At 41.4% G+C, this 19,123-nt stretch carries 17 protein-coding genes; 10 read left to right on the plus strand and 7 right to left on the minus strand.

All coding sequences use genetic code 11. From position 1 onward, the window contains the following. Positions 1-36: 36 nt before the first annotated feature. Positions 37-297, plus strand: a complete 261-nt coding sequence (locus tag HT99x_RS14875) for an accessory factor UbiK family protein (RefSeq protein ID WP_235528406.1) — start codon at positions 37-39, stop codon at positions 295-297. On the opposite strand, the gene HT99x_RS14880 is transcribed toward HT99x_RS14875, so the two are convergent. Continuing rightward, entirely contained in the window at positions 285-893 is a 609-nt protein-coding gene (locus tag HT99x_RS14880) for a CDP-alcohol phosphatidyltransferase family protein (protein WP_075065144.1), read from the minus strand. The two genes, HT99x_RS14875 and HT99x_RS14880, sit on opposite strands and share 13 nt — an antisense overlap. Before the next feature lie 78 nt (positions 894-971). Between HT99x_RS14880 and HT99x_RS14885 the strand changes: the two genes are divergently transcribed. From HT99x_RS14885 to HT99x_RS14905, 5 genes are all read left to right on the plus strand, one after another. After that, complete coding sequence (locus HT99x_RS14885) at positions 972-2,423, plus strand: CHASE4 domain-containing protein (protein ID WP_139016552.1); 1,452 nt, start codon at positions 972-974, stop codon at positions 2,421-2,423. 50 nt (positions 2,424-2,473) lie between these two features. After that, entirely contained in the window at positions 2,474-4,447 is a 1,974-nt protein-coding gene (locus tag HT99x_RS14890) for a monovalent cation:proton antiporter-2 (CPA2) family protein (RefSeq protein WP_075065142.1), read from the plus strand. 485 nt (positions 4,448-4,932) lie between these two features. Further along, the gene (locus tag HT99x_RS14895) at positions 4,933-6,441 is read left to right on the plus strand and encodes a YifB family Mg chelatase-like AAA ATPase (RefSeq protein WP_075065141.1); all 1,509 of its coding nucleotides are present in this window, start codon (positions 4,933-4,935) and stop codon (positions 6,439-6,441) included. A gap of 64 nt (positions 6,442-6,505) precedes the next feature. Then, positions 6,506-8,545, plus strand: coding sequence for a fused MFS/spermidine synthase (locus tag HT99x_RS14900; protein ID WP_075065140.1), 2,040 nt, complete (start codon positions 6,506-6,508; stop codon positions 8,543-8,545). A 62-nt stretch (positions 8,546-8,607) separates the two neighbouring features. Then, complete coding sequence (locus HT99x_RS14905; RefSeq protein ID WP_075065139.1) at positions 8,608-10,641, plus strand: UvrD-helicase domain-containing protein; 2,034 nt, start codon at positions 8,608-8,610, stop codon at positions 10,639-10,641. Here the strand turns inward: HT99x_RS14905 and HT99x_RS14910 are convergent. Genes HT99x_RS14910 through HT99x_RS14920 form a run of 3 tightly spaced genes read right to left on the minus strand, consistent with a single transcriptional unit; the run spans position 10,631 to position 12,639 of the window. Continuing rightward, a complete protein-coding gene (locus HT99x_RS14910; protein ID WP_075065138.1) occupies positions 10,631-11,674 on the minus strand; it encodes a 5-(carboxyamino)imidazole ribonucleotide synthase in 1,044 nt (347 codons plus the stop codon). The two genes, HT99x_RS14905 and HT99x_RS14910, sit on opposite strands and share 11 nt — an antisense overlap. Continuing rightward, complete coding sequence (gene purE / locus HT99x_RS14915; RefSeq protein WP_075065137.1) at positions 11,671-12,177, minus strand: 5-(carboxyamino)imidazole ribonucleotide mutase; 507 nt, start codon at positions 12,175-12,177, stop codon at positions 11,671-11,673. Before purE ends, HT99x_RS14910 begins: the two co-directional genes overlap by 4 nt. 27 nt (positions 12,178-12,204) lie before the next feature. Further along, complete coding sequence (locus tag HT99x_RS14920; protein ID WP_102134621.1) at positions 12,205-12,639, minus strand: c-type cytochrome; 435 nt, start codon at positions 12,637-12,639, stop codon at positions 12,205-12,207. A gap of 168 nt (positions 12,640-12,807) precedes the next feature. Between HT99x_RS14920 and HT99x_RS14925 the strand changes: the two genes are divergently transcribed. Continuing rightward, the gene (locus HT99x_RS14925; RefSeq protein ID WP_075065136.1) at positions 12,808-14,190 is read left to right on the plus strand and encodes an NlpC/P60 family protein; all 1,383 of its coding nucleotides are present in this window, start codon (positions 12,808-12,810) and stop codon (positions 14,188-14,190) included. Here the strand turns inward: HT99x_RS14925 and HT99x_RS14930 are convergent. Then, positions 14,172-14,900: a YgjP-like metallopeptidase domain-containing protein gene (locus tag HT99x_RS14930; protein WP_075065135.1), complete on the minus strand. Its 729-nt coding sequence runs from the start codon at positions 14,898-14,900 to the stop codon at positions 14,172-14,174. The genes HT99x_RS14925 and HT99x_RS14930 overlap by 19 nt on opposite strands. A gap of 62 nt (positions 14,901-14,962) precedes the next feature. Between HT99x_RS14930 and HT99x_RS14935 the strand changes: the two genes are divergently transcribed. Both HT99x_RS14935 and HT99x_RS14940 read left to right on the plus strand, forming a co-directional pair. Further along, positions 14,963-15,916, plus strand: a complete 954-nt coding sequence (locus HT99x_RS14935) for a glutathione S-transferase C-terminal domain-containing protein (protein ID WP_075065134.1) — start codon at positions 14,963-14,965, stop codon at positions 15,914-15,916. A 9-nt stretch (positions 15,917-15,925) separates the two neighbouring features. Then, positions 15,926-16,762, plus strand: a complete 837-nt coding sequence (locus HT99x_RS14940) for a Dam family site-specific DNA-(adenine-N6)-methyltransferase (RefSeq protein WP_075065133.1) — start codon at positions 15,926-15,928, stop codon at positions 16,760-16,762. Positions 16,763-16,769: 7 nt separating this feature from the next. Here the strand turns inward: HT99x_RS14940 and HT99x_RS14945 are convergent, their stop codons facing one another. Together HT99x_RS14945 and HT99x_RS14950 are read right to left on the minus strand one after the other, a co-directional pair. After that, positions 16,770-17,519, minus strand: coding sequence for a DsbA family protein (locus tag HT99x_RS14945; RefSeq protein ID WP_075065132.1), 750 nt, complete (start codon positions 17,517-17,519; stop codon positions 16,770-16,772). Between the two features lie 44 nt (positions 17,520-17,563). Continuing rightward, positions 17,564-18,181 carry a c-type cytochrome gene (locus HT99x_RS14950; protein ID WP_075065131.1) on the minus strand — a complete coding sequence of 206 codons (618 nt, stop codon included), beginning with the start codon at positions 18,179-18,181 and terminating at the stop codon, positions 17,564-17,566. Between the two features lie 210 nt (positions 18,182-18,391). Between HT99x_RS14950 and yihA the strand changes: the two genes are divergently transcribed. Further along, the gene (gene yihA, locus HT99x_RS14955; protein ID WP_075065130.1) at positions 18,392-19,045 is read left to right on the plus strand and encodes a ribosome biogenesis GTP-binding protein YihA/YsxC; all 654 of its coding nucleotides are present in this window, start codon (positions 18,392-18,394) and stop codon (positions 19,043-19,045) included. Positions 19,046-19,123: the final 78 nt, after the last annotated feature.

Here is a 19,123-nt window from a genome sequence, read left to right on the forward strand (position 1 = left end):
AACCATCCCGCTTACTACCCTTAATCATAGGAGAAAATGATGTTCGATCCCAAGCTTGCGCAAGATATGGCAAAGCAGTTTGTCGACTCTCTTCCTTCTGGCGTTAAAGCAATCCAACAAGAAATTGAAAATCAGTTGCGTCAGTTTTTACAACAATCTTTCAATAAAATGGATCTGGTGACGCGAGAAGAGTTTGATATTCAAACCCAAGTGTTAGCAAAAACACGTGCTAAATTAACGACACTTGAGGAAACGGTAAAAACACTAGAAAGTAAATTATCTGATCAATCATCCTGATCATAATGACCTTGTTGCAAAAACTCGCTTACACGAATCATTGTCGTTAATAGCACTAATATCACAAATACCGAACCCAACAATCTAAATTGTTCAGGACAAAGTATCATTGCAATAAAGAAAAGAAAGGCTTCAAAACGCTCTACTAATCCTTTGCTGTAATGAAAGTGCTTTTCAGTATTATTAACTGAAAAAATGCCTATCACAAGAAATGAAGTGACACAGCATAAAATGCTACCTAACATCAAAATCGATAGAAAACCACGTGTTTGAGGGGAGATCCAATAGAGTCCTAAAATAATAGCAAACTCGACCAAGCGATCTGTCACAATATCTAAGACAACGCCTGATGAAGTCACACTATCCATTTTGCGCGCCACAGCACCATCTAAAATGTCACAATACCCTGAAAATAATAACAAGATACAAGCCAGGAGGGGAGATTGACTGATTAACGCAACACCGGCCCCAACACCACTTAACCCTGCTAATAAGGTAATTTGCTTTGGCTGCAAAATAGTTTTCGCGGCAAGATGCGTAGCTATACCATCAACGCAGTATCTTGAAAATACAGGACGCAAATAATTTTCTAACATAAATTGGCCTCACTGCTTTCCTACGCCTTTGTTAATCAACTATCTTTAAATAAGGTGCATGTCGGTAAAGGAAATACCGTGAATCTACGCTCTCGTCTGCTAATGATAGGATGCTTTGTTTTGCTTGTGCAAATGATTGGCATAGCAAGCCTCTATTATTTTTCTATTTATCCAGACATTGAAGGGCTGGAAAAAACGGCAGTTGAGAAAGATCTTCATCGGAGTTTGGAAACTTTTCAACGACAACTTTATACTCTAGAACAAAATACACAATTGCTCACTTTACAGCCTAACATCTGGGAACTGGCTAATAGTGAAACGATTCCCCAAAACATCCCCCGAGATCCCCTCTTGGAAAAGATGGTGCAATATGAAATCAATCTCATGTACATCCTCAGCACTGATAAAAAAGTGATTTGGGAAGAAATCATTGATCTGAGTAACGAACAATCTTATCCACATCAAGGTTTTTTAACCTCTTTGTGGGAAAATTATCCAGGATTTTTAGAACATCCTTCGATGATGAGCTTGCAAGCCGGTATTTATAACAGCTCATTAGGCCCTATGTATCTTGTTTCAACGCCTATTGCTGACAACAAAGATCCACAATTAGTCAGAGGGATCCTTATCGTTGGTCGCTTGATTACCCCTGAAGTTATTCAATTTTTGGAGCATCTCACCTATACCAATATGAAAATATGGCCGCTTGAAGGAGCCACGTTAAGTGATAAGCATCTTAGTATTATTCAACGCATTCAAAAAACAGGGGCTAATTCTCTCATTGTGCGCGATCATAATACGTTACATGGTTATATGTCGCTGCCCGATCTGAGTGGCAAGCCCAATCTTTTGATTTCTATTTTTAAAAACAGAATTCTCAAAAGCTTTGTCAATATTGTACTGTTAGAAAATGTTGCTATCTTTTTCGCCATGCAAATTTTGTTTTTGATACTGTTGTTTTACCTAATTCGTCATTTCTTAGTGGTACCAGCCAATCAATTGATTAACGAGATACAGCTAACCGATAAAAAGTGGACACCGCCAAACTTAGCTGTCAACCCCGAAAGCGATATGGGTCAACTCAACATCGCTATTACGCATTTTATGGCTCGTCAACATAATCAACTGGTTCATGACACTACCATGGCTTATCGTGAAGGGATGTCCCAGGCGAGACAAGATTTATATCAAGAATTTGAAGAAACACTGTTACCATTGTTCCAAGGATTGGATTGGCTAGAGAAAAAGCTTTCTAACTTACCCATCAATGATATTGAATGGATTGTTGCTGAAGGCAAAACGGGGCAGATAACCCCCTCACAATGGCCAAAATATACTGAAAGATTACAGACAATTAATGAAGAGCTACGACGTCAGCAAAAGGAAATGCGTCAACATATTTACGAAATACACACAAAAACCTTGCGTAATGCCGCGGTATTACGCACGATTTCACGCAGTTTAGATCCGACGAGACAATTGACACCAATTGGTGTTCAATATAAGGGAAAATTATCAACAACTAGATAAATGTAACAACATCTTTTATGATTTCATGAAACAATATTTAGAGGCGCCCAGTGTCCAGCTTTAAAATTCTCTTAATCATTCTCGGGCTTGCTGTCGTAATTGTCTCCATTTTACGACGCATGCACCTGCCTCCTATTTTAGGCTACCTGATTGCTGGCGCCCTAGTGGGTCCTTATGGATTGGGTTTACTGGAAAGTAAGGAAGAGATCCGTTACATAGCTGAATTCGGCGTGGTTTTCTTGTTATTTTCAATTGGTCTTGAGTTATCGTTGCCAAAACTGGTTTCGATGCGCCGAGCGCTTTTGGGCCTTGGTGGGATGCAAGTACTGCTTTGTACAGCACTCGCTTTAGTGGTTGCTAAATTTGCAGGCCTTGGTTGGCCAGCTGCAATCGCCGTCTCTGGCGCATTGGCTTTATCATCGACCGCCGTTGCAACCAAGCAGCTGGTTGAACAGGATGAACTGCATCAAACACATGGCAAGCTCGCTTTAGCTATTTTGCTTTTTCAAGATTTAGCTGCTGTACCCTTTTTGATTGTGGTTCCTGCCTTAGCAGGTAGTGGGCAAGATTCGGTTATGACCGTGCTCCTCGTTCGTATTGGCGTGGGCACCCTTATCTTCCTTATCATGCTTGCTGCAGGCCGTTGGTTACTACGTCCTCTATTTCATCATATTGCTCAGGCAAGATCGTCCGAACTATTCATGCTCACGGCTTTGTTAGTCGTTTTAGCTTCTGCATTCTTAACTGAGCATTATGGACTCTCTGCTGCTTTAGGTGCCTTTCTTGCAGGTGTGATGCTCGCAGAAACAGAATATGCACATCAAATCGAATCCGACATCCAGCCTTTTCGTGATATTTTGCTCGGGTTATTCTTTATCTCAGTTGGGCTTGTCCTTGACCCTCGTGTGGTCGTCTCGGACTGGCCATGGATATTAAGTATTTTAGTTTCATTAATTATCTTTAAAACGATTGTTATCACTTGGTTGGCAAAATTTGCCAATGTCTCACCTATCAGTGCATTACGTACCGGGCTTATTTTGGCTCAAGGTGGTGAATTTGGTTTGTTCCTTCTAGCCGTAGCGCTTGATAAAAATGTGATAGATCTGCATTCCAATCAAATTGTGATTGCTGCGATTGTCATTAGCATGGCAGTTTCACCTTTACTCATCCGCAAAAGCGAGATGATAGCCACTTTTATCTTGAAGTGCCTGGGTAAAGGGAGCACTAACGAACAAACTGAAGATTTATCAAACGCTCCTAAAAATCAAGAAGATCATGTGATCATCTGTGGTTATGGTCGTGTTGGCCAAACACTAGCACGCTTTTTAGAATATGAAGGCATTCCTTATGTGGGACTTGATGTGGATCCGGTCCGTTTACGCGAAGCAAGGGCTGCTGCAGAGCCCGTATTCTTTGGCGATCCCGCCCAAGAAAGTGTACTCGTTGCCGCCGGCATTAAAGATGCGAAAATGCTCATTATCGCTTTTTCGAATCCTAAGCAAGCACTCAAAATATTACGCAATGTACGGCATTTAAACAAAGATATTCCCGTGCTCGTACGTACAACTGATGATAGCGACCTAGAAGCTTTGCAAATCGCTGGCGCAACAGAAGTCATTCCAGATAAGTTAGAATCTAGCTTAATGCTAGCTTCTCATATGCTGATTTTGCTTGGACAATCACCCGCAAAAGCACAGCAGCAAGTGAAGGAAGTCAAAGCCAATCGCTATAAATTCCTTCGCGGCTTTTATGAAGGTGAAAAAATTGGCCACTTGGAAAATGTTTCAACTGAACGTACACACTTACATGCAGTTGAATTAACTGAAGGGGCTTATGCGGTTGGCAAAACCTTAGAAGAGCTGATTGCAAAAAATATTCCGATTTCACTATCGTCATTTTCGCGCGCTGGCTACAAATGCCAAGAACCTGCAGCTCATACTATTTTACAAGCAGGTGACGTCTTAGTGATTGCCGGTACCAATCAAGAAATCTTTAACGTTGAAGAAAAACTACTTCAAGGTTAAACATCGTTCCCCAGGCGGACACCTGTCTACGCTAAAGTAAGCAGAGGTCCGCCCCGGAGAAATTCCCACCGTTCGTCTTTGCGAGCTTTTGAGCAGCAATCCATCTTGAAATCTTTCTTATTGCACCATTTGAGCCAGCCTTAAAATAGATTGCTTCGCTTGCGCTCGCAATGACGGAACTCTCAGAGTCCACCCTAATACAAATAACCCCGTAGGGGTGAACGATAATAGTCCCGTGTAAATTTGACGAGCGTTGCTCGTCTAACGCCACATGGGGAACAAAAAAGACGAAGATTAGGGCCTATCGAGCCTTTTTGCTTTAGACAAGGCGGCAAGTTATTGAGTGACAGGAATGTATTCTGATACATGACTGTTGCGAAATAACGCAGCCAACACAGTATAAAGCAAAAAGGAGAAGATAGGCGGTTGGCTAGGTGATTAGGGGTTTGCTATATTCCCGCCGTTTTTTGGCTGGGAGCAGAAAGATGTCGCTCGCTATTGTTTATAGTCGTGCCTGTTTTGGTATTGAAGCGCCTCAAGTAGTGGTTGAAACGCATTTATCACGCGGTTTGCCGCAATTTACGATTGTTGGTTTACCTGAAGCGGCGGTGAAAGAAAGTAAAGACAGGGTTCGTAGTGCACTCTTGCAAAGTGGCTATGAATTTCCTAAAAAGCGAATTACCGTTAACTTAGCACCAGCAGATATCCCCAAAGAAGGGGGACGATACGATTTACCTATCGCGATCAGCATTTTACTCGCCTCAGAACAATTAAGCTGCGCTAATATTAGTGAATATGAATTTGCGGGTGAGTTATCATTAAGTGGTGAATTAAGACGCATAAAAGGCGTCTTGCCACTTGCTTTAGCAACCCAAAAAATAAAACGACAACTGATTATTCCCCTGGATAATCAAGATGAAGCCAGTTGGGTTTCTCCGATGATCACTTATGCAATGCCCACTTTTAGTCGTGTTTGTGCGCATCTTAGTGGGCTTCACCCCTATCTTCCCTTACGTACAAGTGAAGCGCTGCAATTTTCACTATCAAGTGATACTTGCCTTTCCGAAGTTTGCGGCCAACCTCATGCCAAAAGGGCGTTAGAAATAGCCGCCGCAGGTGCTCATAGTTTACTGATGGTAGGGCCTCCTGGTACTGGCAAAACCATGCTCGCCAGTCGATTGAGTTCTATCTTACCACCACTTTCATTAAATGAAGCGTTAGAAATAGCCGCTATCTATTCGATTAGCCATCAAGGATTTGAAGCGCGCTCTTTACGAAGGCGCCCTTTTCGTCGTCCTCATCATACCGCTTCAGCGGTCTCACTTGTCGGTGGCGGGCGCTATCCTTTACCGGGTGAAATTTCATTAGCGCATCATGGGGTGCTTTTTTTAGATGAATTACCTGAATTTAGTCGACATGTACTAGAAGTGCTGCGTGAACCGCTGGAATCGGGTCGAGTTCATTTATCTCGCGCCCAAGGTCAAGCAGAATACCCGGCAAGTTGTCAGTTGATTGCAGCGATGAATCCTTGTCCTTGTGGTTATTTATCAAGTACGCAGCATCACTGTCACTGCACCAGTGAACAAATTCAACGTTATCGAAATAAAATATCAGGACCTTTACTTGACAGAATTGATATGCATATTGAAGTGCCAGCCCTCGCTGCAAAACAACTCGCGGCCTTTGAACCTCAACAAGAAGAAAGTAGCGAAATCATTCAAACACGTGTACTTCAAGCACGTGCTTTACAACAACAACGTTGTTCCTTACCGAATGCAAAATTAACCAACCGTGATATCGTTGCTTTTTGCAAGTTAGATAATCAAGCCGAACAGTTATTAACAACTGCCATGGAAAAATTAGGAATATCAGCCAGAGCTTATCATCGCATTCTAAAGGTTGCTCGCACGATTGCTGACCTGAATAATTCAGAAAGCATCCAAAGTATGCACATTGCTGAAGCGATTCAATTTCGAAAATATGATAGACATTAATTATAGGTTAGAATATACCCTTCGCAGCTGTGGGTATTCTCAATAGATAAGAAAGGATTCTTTTGTGATAGCGTTTAGCGCTTCTATTTTTTTAAGTGCGTTTTTACTTTTTATTATCCAACCCTTGTTAGCAAAAACATTATTACCCTTATTTGGTGGCTCACCCGCCGTATGGTTATCAAACCTGGTTTTTTATCAAACCGCCTTATTAATCGGTTATGCTTATGCCTATTTTGTTACTAAGCTTTCTCGTCTATCATGGCAAGCGACCGTGCATTTTACTTTATTAGCATTCTCACTCTTATTATTACCCATTACACCCGCAACCGAACTTTCGCTATTAACTTGGTGGCAACCATTAACTATTTTTGCCGTCCTTGGTTCTACTTTATTAATTCCTGTCATTGTTTTATCGGCAACCAGTCCATTACTGCAATACTGGTATTACCATAGCTATCATAGCGATTTTCCTTATCGCTATTATGCCTTATCCAATTTGGGATCGTTACTGGGCTTATTTGCCTTTCCGCTTTTACTCGAGCCTTTTTTAGGATTAAAAATTCAACTGACCACATGGTCTATTGGCTATACGCTATTTACAACAGCCTGTGCACTATGCGCTTTCATTACCTTTAAACAGCATCAAGTTATTTCGAAAGAGAGAACTAACAACAAAACCAAGGTTCCCCGGCTTAATATCTTTTCATGGTTATTGCTAACCGCATTAAGCAGCGCTTTATTATTAACAACAACGCAAGTCATGATGCAAAATGTGATTGGTCTACCGTTATTATGGGTTATTCCTTTAGCGCTCTATCTCATTAGCTTTATCATTGTTTTCTATCAACCCCGCTTGTATGTTTCTTGGGCATGGATCTCACTTTTCTTTTTGTTAACCGCCGGTATTATTTATTTACCCACTCATCATCAGTTAACACTCGCAATTCAAGTACTTGCTTATACGTTATTACTTTTCTCAGGCTGCATGATTTGTCATGGTGAACTTTATCGTTTGAAACCCGATAAACAGCATTTGACCTTTTATTATCTCATGGTTGCCTTGGGTGGCGTCTTAGGAGGCCTCTTCGTTAATTTGGTCTCGCCACTCATCTTCAATGAATGGTGGGATTTCTATGGCGCATTATTGCTTATTTTACTTTATGCTATTTTTGTTCCAATGCGCCAAGATCTCAACATTCTATCCAACCGTATCGTCATGCCTTTATCCTTATTAGCTTTTTTTGGTATAGCGACTTTGCTGATCGTTAATATAAAAGAGGCACATCGCGAATTTATTTTTGTCCATCGCAATTTTTTAGGAAAATTTGAGATTGTTGAACGCTATAAAAATGAAAATCGGCATCTATTGATTTTACGAAATGGCAACATTTTACATGGACAACAATATTTAGAAGCGCAAAAGCGTAGTTTACCCACAACTTATTACAGTCAGAAAAGCGGTCTTGGCGTAGCGATAGATTTTCTGCGGTATAATATCATTAATACCTCGCAACACTTACGCATCGGCGCCATTGGTCTTGGTACAGGCACTATCGCTGCTTTGGGTCATAAAGGCGATTTTATTCGTTTTTATGAAATCGATCCCGATATTGAAAAAGTGGCTAATGAATATTTTTATTATCTGCGAGATAGCGCAGCAAAAATTGAAATCGATATTAATGACGGACGACTTGCGCTGGCGAAAGAATTACACCAAGGTTCACAGCAATATGATCTTATTGTGGTAGATGCTTTTAATGGTGATGCCATTCCTTTGCATCTATTAACGAAAGAGGCACTTGATATTTATCTTGGCCACCTCAAACAAAATGGTATTTTGGCTTTTCATATTTCCAGTCGTTATGTTGATCTTTATCCGCCTTTGCAAGCACTAGCCGCGCAGATGGGGTTGTTCTCCTATTTATCCTACCAGCCGCCTTCAGATGATCCTTGGATAGCGCATTCAGAATGGTTATTAATTAGTCGACAATCTGAAATCGGACTGTTTTTGTATAATAAGAATGCCTTATCATTTAGAAATGTGCGAATGAACGATGTTTGGACAGATGATTTTAATTATCTTTTGCCAATTATTCGTTGGTAACTTGATTGAACAGGCCCAGATGATTTAAACTCCACGGCCCTTAAATATATAAAACGATACCCATGTCTGAGTTAAATGCAGAGCAAAAAGCCGCCATTCACTTTGTCGATGGCCCCCTCCTTGTTATCGCGGGAGCGGGCAGTGGCAAAACACGGGTTATTACACAAAAGATTGCCTATTTAATAGAGCACTGTGGTTTACAGCCACAACACATTTATGCCGTCACTTTCACTAATAAAGCAGCAAGTGAGATGGCTGAACGCACGCATAAATTATTAAAAAAAACAACCCATAAAAATCAGGCCAAGCAAAAAATTCAGGTATCGACTTTTCATTCCTTAGGGTTAGCGATTATTAAAAAAGAAGCCTCTCATCTGGCTTTACATGATAATTTTACCCTCTTTGATTCTTATGATGCACAGCATTTGCTCAAAGAATTAGGAGAGCGAATTTCTGCCGTCAGTGATGACAGTTTAAAATCCATCTCTCAACAAATTTCCAATTGGAAAAATGAATTAAAATCACCTGAAGAAGCGCTCAATGGCGCAAAGCAAGAAACAGAGCATTTGGCCGCACGCTTTTTTGTCCATTATGATAATGCTCTGCGTGCTTATAATGCGGTTGATTTTGATGATCTCATTTCTCTACCGTTTAAACTATTTCGTGATAACCGTGAAGTACTTGATAAATGGCAAAATAAAATTCGTTACCTACTGGTTGATGAATATCAAGATACTAATACAGCACAATATGAACTCATTAAATGCCTTTGTGGTGTAAGACAAGCTCTCACGGTGGTTGGTGATGATGATCAATCTATTTATGCATGGCGCGGCGCACATCCTGAAAACATTCAACGTTTACAACAAGACTATCCACGCTTGCAGGTAATTAAATTAGAACAAAATTATCGCTCAACAAGTAACATTTTGTTTTCAGCAAATCATTTAATTAGCCATAATCCTCATATTTTTGATAAAAAATTGTGGAGCGCGCATGGCAGTGGCGATCCCATTCGGATCATTGCTTGCGCCAATGAAGCGGCTGAAGCCGAACGCGTTATTCATGAAATTGTCGCTCACCAATTCCGTCATCGCTTGGCTTATCATGATTATGCCATTTTATACCGCAGTAATCATCAAGCACGAAATCTTGAACAAGCCCTACGTGAACAAGGGATCCCTTATCATGTCAGCGGCGGCGTTTCTTTCTTCTCACGAACCGAAATCAAAGATCTCTTCGCGTATTTTCGCTTGATGGTTAATCCACAAGATGATGCCGCTTATTTGCGCTGCGTGAATATTCCTAAACGTGATATCGGTCCTGCGACCATTGAAAAACTGGGACGTTACGCCCAAGAAAGGCAAAATAGCCTTTTTGATGCTTCATTGGAAATGGGGTTAACGCAATGGCTAGAAGAAAAAGCCTGCCACCGTATCAAATCTTTTGCTGATTTTATATTAGAAGCAAAAAATGCGCTTTTTGAATCTGACGATCCTGCTTCACAAGTTGAAACCTTTATTGAAGATATTCGTTATTATGAATATCTCACTGACACCGCCCCTAATCCAACCAATGCGCAAAAACGCATTGAACATATTAAAGAACTCATTGGCTGGTTAAAACGTCTGACAGGCCCTGATCAAGACTCACCACTTCGCTTTGAAGAAGCGATTCATAAAATGACGCTCATTGATATGCTAGAGCGCCAGGGTGATCAAACGACCAATATGGTTCAATTAATGACCTTGCATGCGGCAAAGGGCTTAGAATTTCCCCATGTTTATATCATTGGCTGGGAAGAAGAATGTTTACCACATAAAACCAGCATTGCCCAAGATATGGTGAACGAGGAGCGGCGTTTAGCGTATGTGGGCATGACCCGCGCACAAAAAACACTCACCCTTACTTATCCAAAACAACGCAAACGCTATGGGGAAATGCAAACCATCACCCCCAGTCGCTTTTTAGATGAGCTGCCAGAAGACTACGTTGTGCGAGAAGGGCATATTGAAGCGACGGAAGAAGAGCAACGCGCGAGTGGGCAAAATCACTTAGCCGCTTTAAAAGCGCTATTACAAGAGACTAACCAATAGATTGATATTCAACTTTGGTATAATGCCCTACTTTGCGACCATTTCTTGGCTCTTTATTGTAATCGTGTAAATGCAAAGCCGGTTGGCTTAAAAGATCTTTTTTATTAGGTATTGTTCCTAGTAAATTAGTCATTGTCGTCAGAGCAATACTTTGTGTTTCGCCTAATGGCCAATTTAGAATAGCACGCAAATGATTTTCAAATTGTGATGTTACTGCTCCTTCGATGGTCCAATGGCCGCTATTATGAACACGGGGTGCCATTTCATTCGCAATTAATTGATCGCCAACTTGAAAGAATTCCACACACAAGATCCCAACATAAGAAAGCTTTTGCAATATTTGAGTAAGATAATTTTTGGCTAGAGCAAAGATAGGATCATTGGGCTTATTTTGGGTTTGGAATAAAACACCATTTTGATGAATATTTTCATTGATATCATAAAATTTTATTTGATTGGCAGGATTTCTCACTGCAATCATTGAAACTTCTCGGTCAAAATGAATATTTTGTTCAACGATAATGTTTTGACAAAAATCGGCATTTTCTTCCAGTGCCGTTAATTCCGCTTTATTTGAAATTTTTATTTGTCCTTTACCATCATACCCACCTTTTCTTTTTTTCAAATAAAAAGGAAATGACCATTCCTGGGTGGCTTTGAATAAATCATCATAAGAATCAATTTGAGCAAAGGGAGTAGTAGGAATACCTAATTCTTGAAAAAAAGTTTTTTCCAAAAACCTATCTTGGCTAATTTGCAGTGCCTCAAGATTAGGATGAACTGTTTGATGGTTCATCAGTATTTCAAGAACATTGGTGGGGATATTTTCATTTTCATAAGTAATAATATCGCTTTGCTTAGCAAGCTTTAATAACGCTTTTTCATCGGTGTAATCTGCTGTAATTAGCTCTCCGAGATTTTGAGCAGAGCAAGGGATACTAGGTTCTAAAAAGACAAACTGAAGTCCAAGCGGAGATCCTGCAAGCGCTAACATCCGACTTAATTGTCCACCACCTAAGATGCCTATTTTCAAAACGAATTCTCCACTGATGTCGCTTGCAAGACATTATCGGTTTGTTGTTGGCGATATTGTTCTAATTGTCGCAAAACGTCAGGATACTTGTTACCTAGAATAGAAGCTGCAAGCAAAGCCGCATTCACAGCTCCTGCTTTGCCAATGGCGAGTGTGCCAACCGGAATACCACTTGGCATTTGTACGATGGAAAGTAGCGAATCCAGGCCATTGAGCGTTCTTGATTGAATGGGAACGCCCAAAATCGGTAAGGAACATTTTGCTGCTAGCATGCCAGGTAAATGAGCCGCACCCCCTGCTCCTGCGATAATGATTTCAAAACCCTTATCTCTTGCCTGTTCAGCAAATGAAAAAAGTAGATCCGGTGTACGATGCGCTGAAACAACTTGGCAATGATAAGATATGTTTAATATCTTCAGTGTTTCAACACAATGTTGCATGGTTTCCCAATCTGATTTTGAGCCCATGACAACAGCTACTAATAAAGGAGGAGTGTTTGTCATTTTTTTCTCAATAAAATTCTCAGAAGACTATTTTGGCAACATATATTCAATCGCCATCTTCAATTCCTGATCTGAGCACTGCATACAGGTGCCCTTGGGCGGCATCGCGCCTTTACCCTTAATGGCAATCGCTAACATGGTGTCCATCCCATCTGCCATGCGTGGCTTCCAGTCTCCAGCGTTACGGAATTTAGGTGCGCCACCCACACCCGTCTCATGGCAAACCGCACAAGTCGATTTATAGCGATCTTCACCGGCATTGGGCCCAAGCGCTTCACTCACTAGTGCAACAGGCGCCCCACTACCACCTTCTGCCTCTACCTTACCCACAGGAGTAATTCGTTTGGCAATTGCCTCTGGCGTCATGGGTTCTGTTAACCGCCCACAAGATGCAACAGCCATCGATGGAATGGCCAAAAACAATAAAATGGTGCTCAATTGTATGCGAATATTTTCTTTCACCCTTTGCTCCGGTGTGGGGTCTCAAACTTTGGCCCATAGTATACCCACTCTTTTTTCATGCGCCAAACGTCCGTCAATTAAAGTTGAACAACTCACAAGAAGTGATCTTTCTGACATTACATGCTACTATAACGCCACTTTGTTAAATGAAGCGAGTGAGGTAAGCCCATGCATGAAAGTGAATTACAGATAGGCGATATTTTATTTTTTATGAATGCTTCTGGCTTTCCCGATCATGTCGCGATTTATGCCGGGCTTCGTGATGATACGCATTTTATCACTCACGCCGTTAGCGACCCCTACTTTTCCATTATGACCACTCGCCTTAAGCCTGATATACGCCCTTACCAAGTCTATCGCTGTAAAGACACTTCGCTTGCACTACAAACCGCCACGCGTATGCGTATTTGGGCAGAACATCAAATCCCATTTAGTATTGAAAAACATGATCTCCATCTCACCTTGATGGATCTGCCTAAATTATGCCACCCCAAAACCGGTGGAACAGAACAAGCAAACCTTGCTGCATCCTCTTTTGCTTCTCATTTTTATCGTTATATTGAATACGCAGCTCACCCCCAAATGCCCGAATTTCCGCATCAAGATAAGCCATTAGAAGGCATGTTTTGTAGTGAGGCTATTACGGCGGCACTTAATGTCGAAACCTTAAAACAAATGAACGCCGTTAAATCTTTGGCTGAAATGGAAATTGATTGGATAAGCGATCGCATTGATAGCTCGTATATAAAAGCTTGGGCTAGCAAGGCTCCCTCTTCACAACAGCCCTCAGCACAATATCTTGCTTATCAGGCAGGACTTCAGGCTGAAAATGAATATCCTTTTGGTGAACTCCCTTCCAATTCACAACGCGGATCAGATGGCCCCTTTTTACCCTCCATTGCCGCTTGGCGGTACAATTATTATGGCCCTATCGAAAATTTTATCAGTAGGTATTTGAGTGATGAAAAATTCGTGCTCCCTTTGGATTCAAAGATAACAACGCCTTTCGCCATGCTGGCTTATTTTGCGCAACACCCTAATCATTGGCTGGATTGCGGGAAACTTGATCCTGAACCCGTAGAATATCCGCTTGCTGATCTCGAACTTAAAAAGCAAGAATGGATTGATTACGTAACTAAATTATTTAATGATGCAAAAGAAAAAAAAGAAGACATTTTGGCAAATTGCTTATTGCATCCCGAAATACCCTTTACATTTAAAATACCTTCTCCCGTAAAGCGTCCTCGCAGTCTTTCTGTTGATTCAACTTCCAACACGTTATTATCTCCTTCTTCTCGAAGCCAGATAGAAAAATACAATGGTGTGGTTGCCTACACCAGTCCTCAAAAGCCAACGGTTTCACCACAGCAAAATACTGTTGTTCGTGCGATTCCATTTCCTAGCCTGGGAGATGATGAAGTTTTTTATGACAGCAATAAGCTTCTTACCGCTTATAAGACGTCGATTAAAAGACAGTTGGATTTTGATAACGTCCCTGAGGATGATGAGATGCTTAGAAAAGAGTTTGCTTCTCAGCTCGGCTTTAAATAGCAACCAAAACGATTTAGCCATTGATCGTATTGTGCAAAATCTGGCATCAGCTGTGAAACCTTGTGCCAAAAACGCGGCCCATGGTTGCGATACAGTAAATGGGCAAGTTCATGCGCCACCACATATTCTAAAGTACCCGGTGGCGCAAGGATCAATAACCAATTCAAATAGATCCTTTCTGTAATACCACAGCTACCCCAACGGCTCTTTTGTTGCTTTAACTGAACCGCTTTAGGCCATCTTCCTAAAATGGGGCAAAACCGTTCAAGGCTTGCCTCAATCACTTGCATGGCTTGGCTTTGATACCAGCGCTCTATGCCCTTTTGCACTACATTTTCCATCTCGGTACACTTTGTTTGCCAAGGTAGTGTAACCATTAATTTTTCTTCTTGCTGGCAAATCCCATATTCCCTACCATACTCCACCAACAATAATAAGGTTGTGCCACGATAAGAGATCCTTTCTCCGGCCAACCATTGCGATGGCCATACCGTTTTTGGCTCCAACGCTTTCTTGGTTTGACGTTGCAGTTGCTTACTCATCCAGCGACGTTGCTGACTGATAAATTGAAGTATCGCCCGATTTTTAATGTGCCAAGGGGCAACAACCTCAAATACCGATGCTCTGGCAATAATATGAAGACGTTTTGCACGCTCACTGCGTCGCAGAGTAAAGAAAAGTGGTTTATGATCGAATTGAATAAAAGGCATTTTAAATAAGTTAGTTCTGAAAATTCGTGCGCATCACACTCAAATAGGAAGCAAAGTATAGCATGGGACTTTTAATCAACGGACAGTGGCACGACCAATGGTATGATACGCATAAAACCAAAGGCGAATTTATTCGCGAAAGCAGCCAGTTCAGAAACTGGGTAACGCCTGATGGCAAACCCGGCCCCACCGGAAAAGGCGGCTTCGCGGCAGAAAGCGGGCGTTATCATCTGTATGTTTCTTATGCTTGCCCTTGGGCACATCGCACGATTATCTTTCGTGCTTTAAAAAATTTATCGGATCATATTTCGATGAGTTTGGTTCATCCTCGCATGCTACAGCGAGGCTGGGAGTTTATCCCAACACACCCTTCCTTTCGCGATCCTTTAAATTATTGTCGTAGCCTTTATGAAGTTTATTTATTAACCGATCCTTTTTATACCGGTCGGGTGACAGTTCCCGTCTTATGGGATAAAAAACAACATGAGATTGTAAGTAACGAATCTTCTGAGATTATTCGTATGTTTAACAGTGCATTTGCCAATATTAGCCATTGCGATGTCGATTATTATCCAACCCCTCTTCGCACAGAAATTGATTTAATCAACCAATTTATTTATGACAACATTAATAATGGTGTTTATCGCTGTGGATTTGCCACAGAACAAACCGCGTACAATAAAGCGTTCGATTCTTTGTTTAGTGCGCTTGAGTCGCTTGAAAAGCGTCTGGAAAACCAAGACTTTTTAGTTCAGAATACCTTAACCGAAGCAGATTGGCGGCTGTTTACGACCTTGTTGCGTTTTGATGTTGTTTACTACAGTCATTTTAAATGTAACTTACGCATGATCCGCGATTTTCCTAATTTAAATCGTTATCTTAAAGCGTTATATCATGTACCCAAAATCGAAGAGACTGTCTATTTTGATCATATTAAAGAGCATTATTACTATAGCCAAAATACCATCAACCCCTCTCGAATTGTGCCTAAAGGTCCCATCATCGATTTGAATTAAGGAACATTGATGAATTCCTCTACGTTGGTAAGACCTTTTTTAAAATGGCCAGGTGGTAAATTCCGTTTGGTTCCAACACTCAAAACCCATTTAGTCGAGAATCGGTATCTGGTAGAACCCTTTGCTGGCGCTGGTGCATTATTTTTAAACACGTCCCACCCAGAAATCATGATTAACGATATTAATCCTGATCTCATTAATATCTACCGACAACTGCAACAAAAAGGCTGCGATTTCATTTTAGAAGCAAAAACATTTTTCCAAAAAAAATATAATCGTTCAAAAATGTATTATTCACTTCGGACACGCTTTAATCGCAGCAAAAAACCATTAGAACGTGCTTTATTATTTTTATATCTTAATCGGCACGGCTATAACGGGCTCTGTCGTTACAATTTGCAAGGGCATTACAATGTCCCTTTTGGAGATTATCAAGCGCCTTATTTTCCTCATGAAGAACTATTGATATCTCATGCTCGCCTGCAACAGGTGAAACTCCATTGTGAAAATTTTACTTCATTTTTACACAACTTATTCGAGCATGATCTGTCACAAATGGTGATCTATTGCGATCCGCCTTATGCTCCCTTGAGTAAAACCGCTAATTTTACAGGCTATGCTGCGGCAAAATTTACCTTAGACGATCAAAAAATCTTAGCCGAGATGGCAAGAGAACTTGCGAAAAAAGGAGCGGTGGTTCTGATTAGCAATCATGACACCCCTTTCACGCGAAGCCTCTATCGCGGAGCAAAATTAAAACGAATTGAAGTTTCTCGAACCATTAGTTGCCAGGCAAATAAGCGCACCAAAGTGCCTGAGCTTATTGCCTGCTTTAAACCTCGTTAAAAAAATTCTAATCTTCTTTTTTGGGCGGTGTGCTCGATTCAGGCGTCGCAGGAACAGAAGAGTCCGGTGCTGGCACCTGTGCTACTTCAGCCGTTTCACCTAGTTCTAACTTAATGAGATGATCAAGCACGGTAATAATATTTTCCTGAGAACCAGCAGCTCGTGCCGTTGTCACAAAAATACCTTGAGGCCCTTGTACAATAAAAGCAGGTATTGCGGTAATGCGATAAGCACGCGTTACGCTCTTTGCCCATTTCTGTTTACGGTTGGTGTTAAAAGAATCAAACTCTTTCTCAAAATCTTTCCCATCAACGCCATGATTGGTAAAGAATTCTCTTATCGCATCATCAGAGGCACTGGTGAGTTTATTGCTATGAATCGCATCAAATAATTGCACGTGAATTTTATCAAAAGCATTGAGATTTAAAGCGGTATAATAAGCTTTAGTCAAATTACGCCATTCGGCATGAAATTCAACCGGAATGCGCAAAAAGCTGACATTAGCAGGTAGCTTACTGCGCCATGCTTCAATGAGGGGATCAAGCTTGAAACATCCTACACAACCATAACTAAAGAACTCAATCACCACGATGGGCGTTGAGTACTGTTTACCAAGCTCTGTTACCAGTGTGTTCTCAGCAATTTCTTGAGGTGCTCTTTGATATTGCTGACCTTCTGCTACTAAAAGATCAGCAACCGCATTCATCGGTATCCAAAAAGTCATGAGCGCAATGAAAACAATAGTCATTCTATTCATGCAAGTTGTTCCCTGTCTTTCTATCCTTAAGCGACGGATATGTCTTAGTGAAGACCCTCAATATAACTACTCACTGCTTTTATTTCTTCAGCACTCATACGATGGCTGATACTTTCCATCATACCATTAGGACTGTTTTTGCGCTTGCCATCTCGAAAAGCATTTAATTGATTTTCAATATAGGTCGCATGTTGGCCTGCTAATTTTGGAAACCGCGCAGCATGGTTACCTTCACCTGCGGGACCATGGCATGCGATACAAGCACTAACGCCTGTTTGCAAATTGCCCCCGCGATAGATCTTTTCGCCCAAAGCAACATATTCGCTCTTGGCTTTACCCATCGTCTGCTTTTGCGCAGCATAGTAAGCTGCCAAATCAGCGATATCTTGATCGGAAAGCGCCGCAACCATGGCAAACATGGACGCCTCAAAACGAGGTCCCTTTTCACCCATGCGGAAATCTTTGAGTTGTTTTTCTAAGTAGTTATCGTATTGTCCTGCAATTTTAGGCCAATTCGGTACCGTACTATTTCCATCTGGGCCGTGGCAGGCAACGCAGGTCTGCGTTTTCGATTTTCCAGCCTCAACGTTACCTTGCGCTCCTAAAGCGGTGGCAACAAACACCAAAGTGAAGCAAGAAATCAGTCTTAAATAACGTTTCATCAGTATTTATCCAATTTTTCAATTGATTAGGCGGCAAGGGAGAGCGCAAACACTAGTGCCTGCTAACTGCCTCATGCTAAGATGCTTCTATGATAAAAAAGATTGCCAACTTATACCAACAACCCAATGGGTGGTCAATAACGCATCTTTCTGGCACTATTAGAGTTAATTAAATAGCAAACGCTTCTTGCAACGTCCTTGGTGGTAATAATGGTCGATCCCAACGTCCCCCCTCCTAGCAATTTTTCATTCTCGAATGTCAGCTTTATAAAAAGCGCGCCAACACTTGCGCAAAGCCCTATGGATACCGGCATTGAGATTGCTTTCGTCGGACGCTCTAATGCAGGGAAATCCAGCGCCATCAATACCATTACTGGCCGAGATGGTTTAGCGCGAACCAGCAAAACCCCAGGCCGCACCCAGCTCATGAATTACTTCTATATCGACGAGAATCGCCGTCTAGTCGATTTACCTGGCTATGGCTATGCCAAAGTCCCAGAACGTGTGCAACGCGAAATAGAAGAATTGCTAAGCAGCTATTTAAGCCAACGGCAATGCTTGCAAGGCGTGATTCTCTTAATGGATATCCGTCACCCCTTAATGGAAGCGGACAAACGTTTTTTAGATTTTGCACAGCAATATGATTTACCTATTCATATTTTACTCACCAAGTGCGATAAATTAAGTCGAGGCAAAAGTAACCTCACCTTAATTGAAACTCGCAAAGAGCTAAGTGCTTACCCCAATGTAACGGCACAAACTTTCTCCGCAACGCATCGTATTGGCCTCGAAGAAATTTACCGCAAGCTGGATGAGTGGTTTAACTTTGATGATGTGAGTTCGGTGGTTAAGAAGCGCTTTTAATTCGCCTACGCTACATGTACCCCACGCTACGATTTAATCGCTATGCGCTTAAATCTTACGCGGGGCTATTATCCTGCG

Origin of the sequence: Candidatus Berkiella aquae, from assembly GCF_001431295.2 — a bacterium.
Lineage (GTDB): Bacteria > Pseudomonadota > Gammaproteobacteria > Berkiellales > Berkiellaceae > Berkiella > Berkiella aquae.

Coding starts and splice junctions, on each gene's coding strand:
- HT99x_RS14875 (WP_235528406.1), top strand. CDS start 37: ATGATGTTCGATCCCAAGCTTGCGCAAGATATGGCAAAGCAGTTTGTC.
- HT99x_RS14880 (WP_075065144.1), bottom strand. CDS start 893: ATGTTAGAAAATTATTTGCGTCCTGTATTTTCAAGATACTGCGTTGAT.
- HT99x_RS14895 (WP_075065141.1), top strand. CDS start 4,933: ATGTCGCTCGCTATTGTTTATAGTCGTGCCTGTTTTGGTATTGAAGCG.
- HT99x_RS14905 (WP_075065139.1), top strand. CDS start 8,608: ATGTCTGAGTTAAATGCAGAGCAAAAAGCCGCCATTCACTTTGTCGAT.
- purE (WP_075065137.1), bottom strand. CDS start 12,177: ATGACAAACACTCCTCCTTTATTAGTAGCTGTTGTCATGGGCTCAAAA.
- HT99x_RS14925 (WP_075065136.1), top strand. CDS start 12,808: ATGCATGAAAGTGAATTACAGATAGGCGATATTTTATTTTTTATGAAT.
- HT99x_RS14930 (WP_075065135.1), bottom strand. CDS start 14,900: ATGCCTTTTATTCAATTCGATCATAAACCACTTTTCTTTACTCTGCGA.
- HT99x_RS14935 (WP_075065134.1), top strand. CDS start 14,963: ATGGGACTTTTAATCAACGGACAGTGGCACGACCAATGGTATGATACG.
- HT99x_RS14940 (WP_075065133.1), top strand. CDS start 15,926: ATGAATTCCTCTACGTTGGTAAGACCTTTTTTAAAATGGCCAGGTGGT.
- HT99x_RS14945 (WP_075065132.1), bottom strand. CDS start 17,519: ATGAATAGAATGACTATTGTTTTCATTGCGCTCATGACTTTTTGGATA.
- HT99x_RS14950 (WP_075065131.1), bottom strand. CDS start 18,181: ATGAAACGTTATTTAAGACTGATTTCTTGCTTCACTTTGGTGTTTGTT.
- yihA (WP_075065130.1), top strand. CDS start 18,392: ATGGTCGATCCCAACGTCCCCCCTCCTAGCAATTTTTCATTCTCGAAT.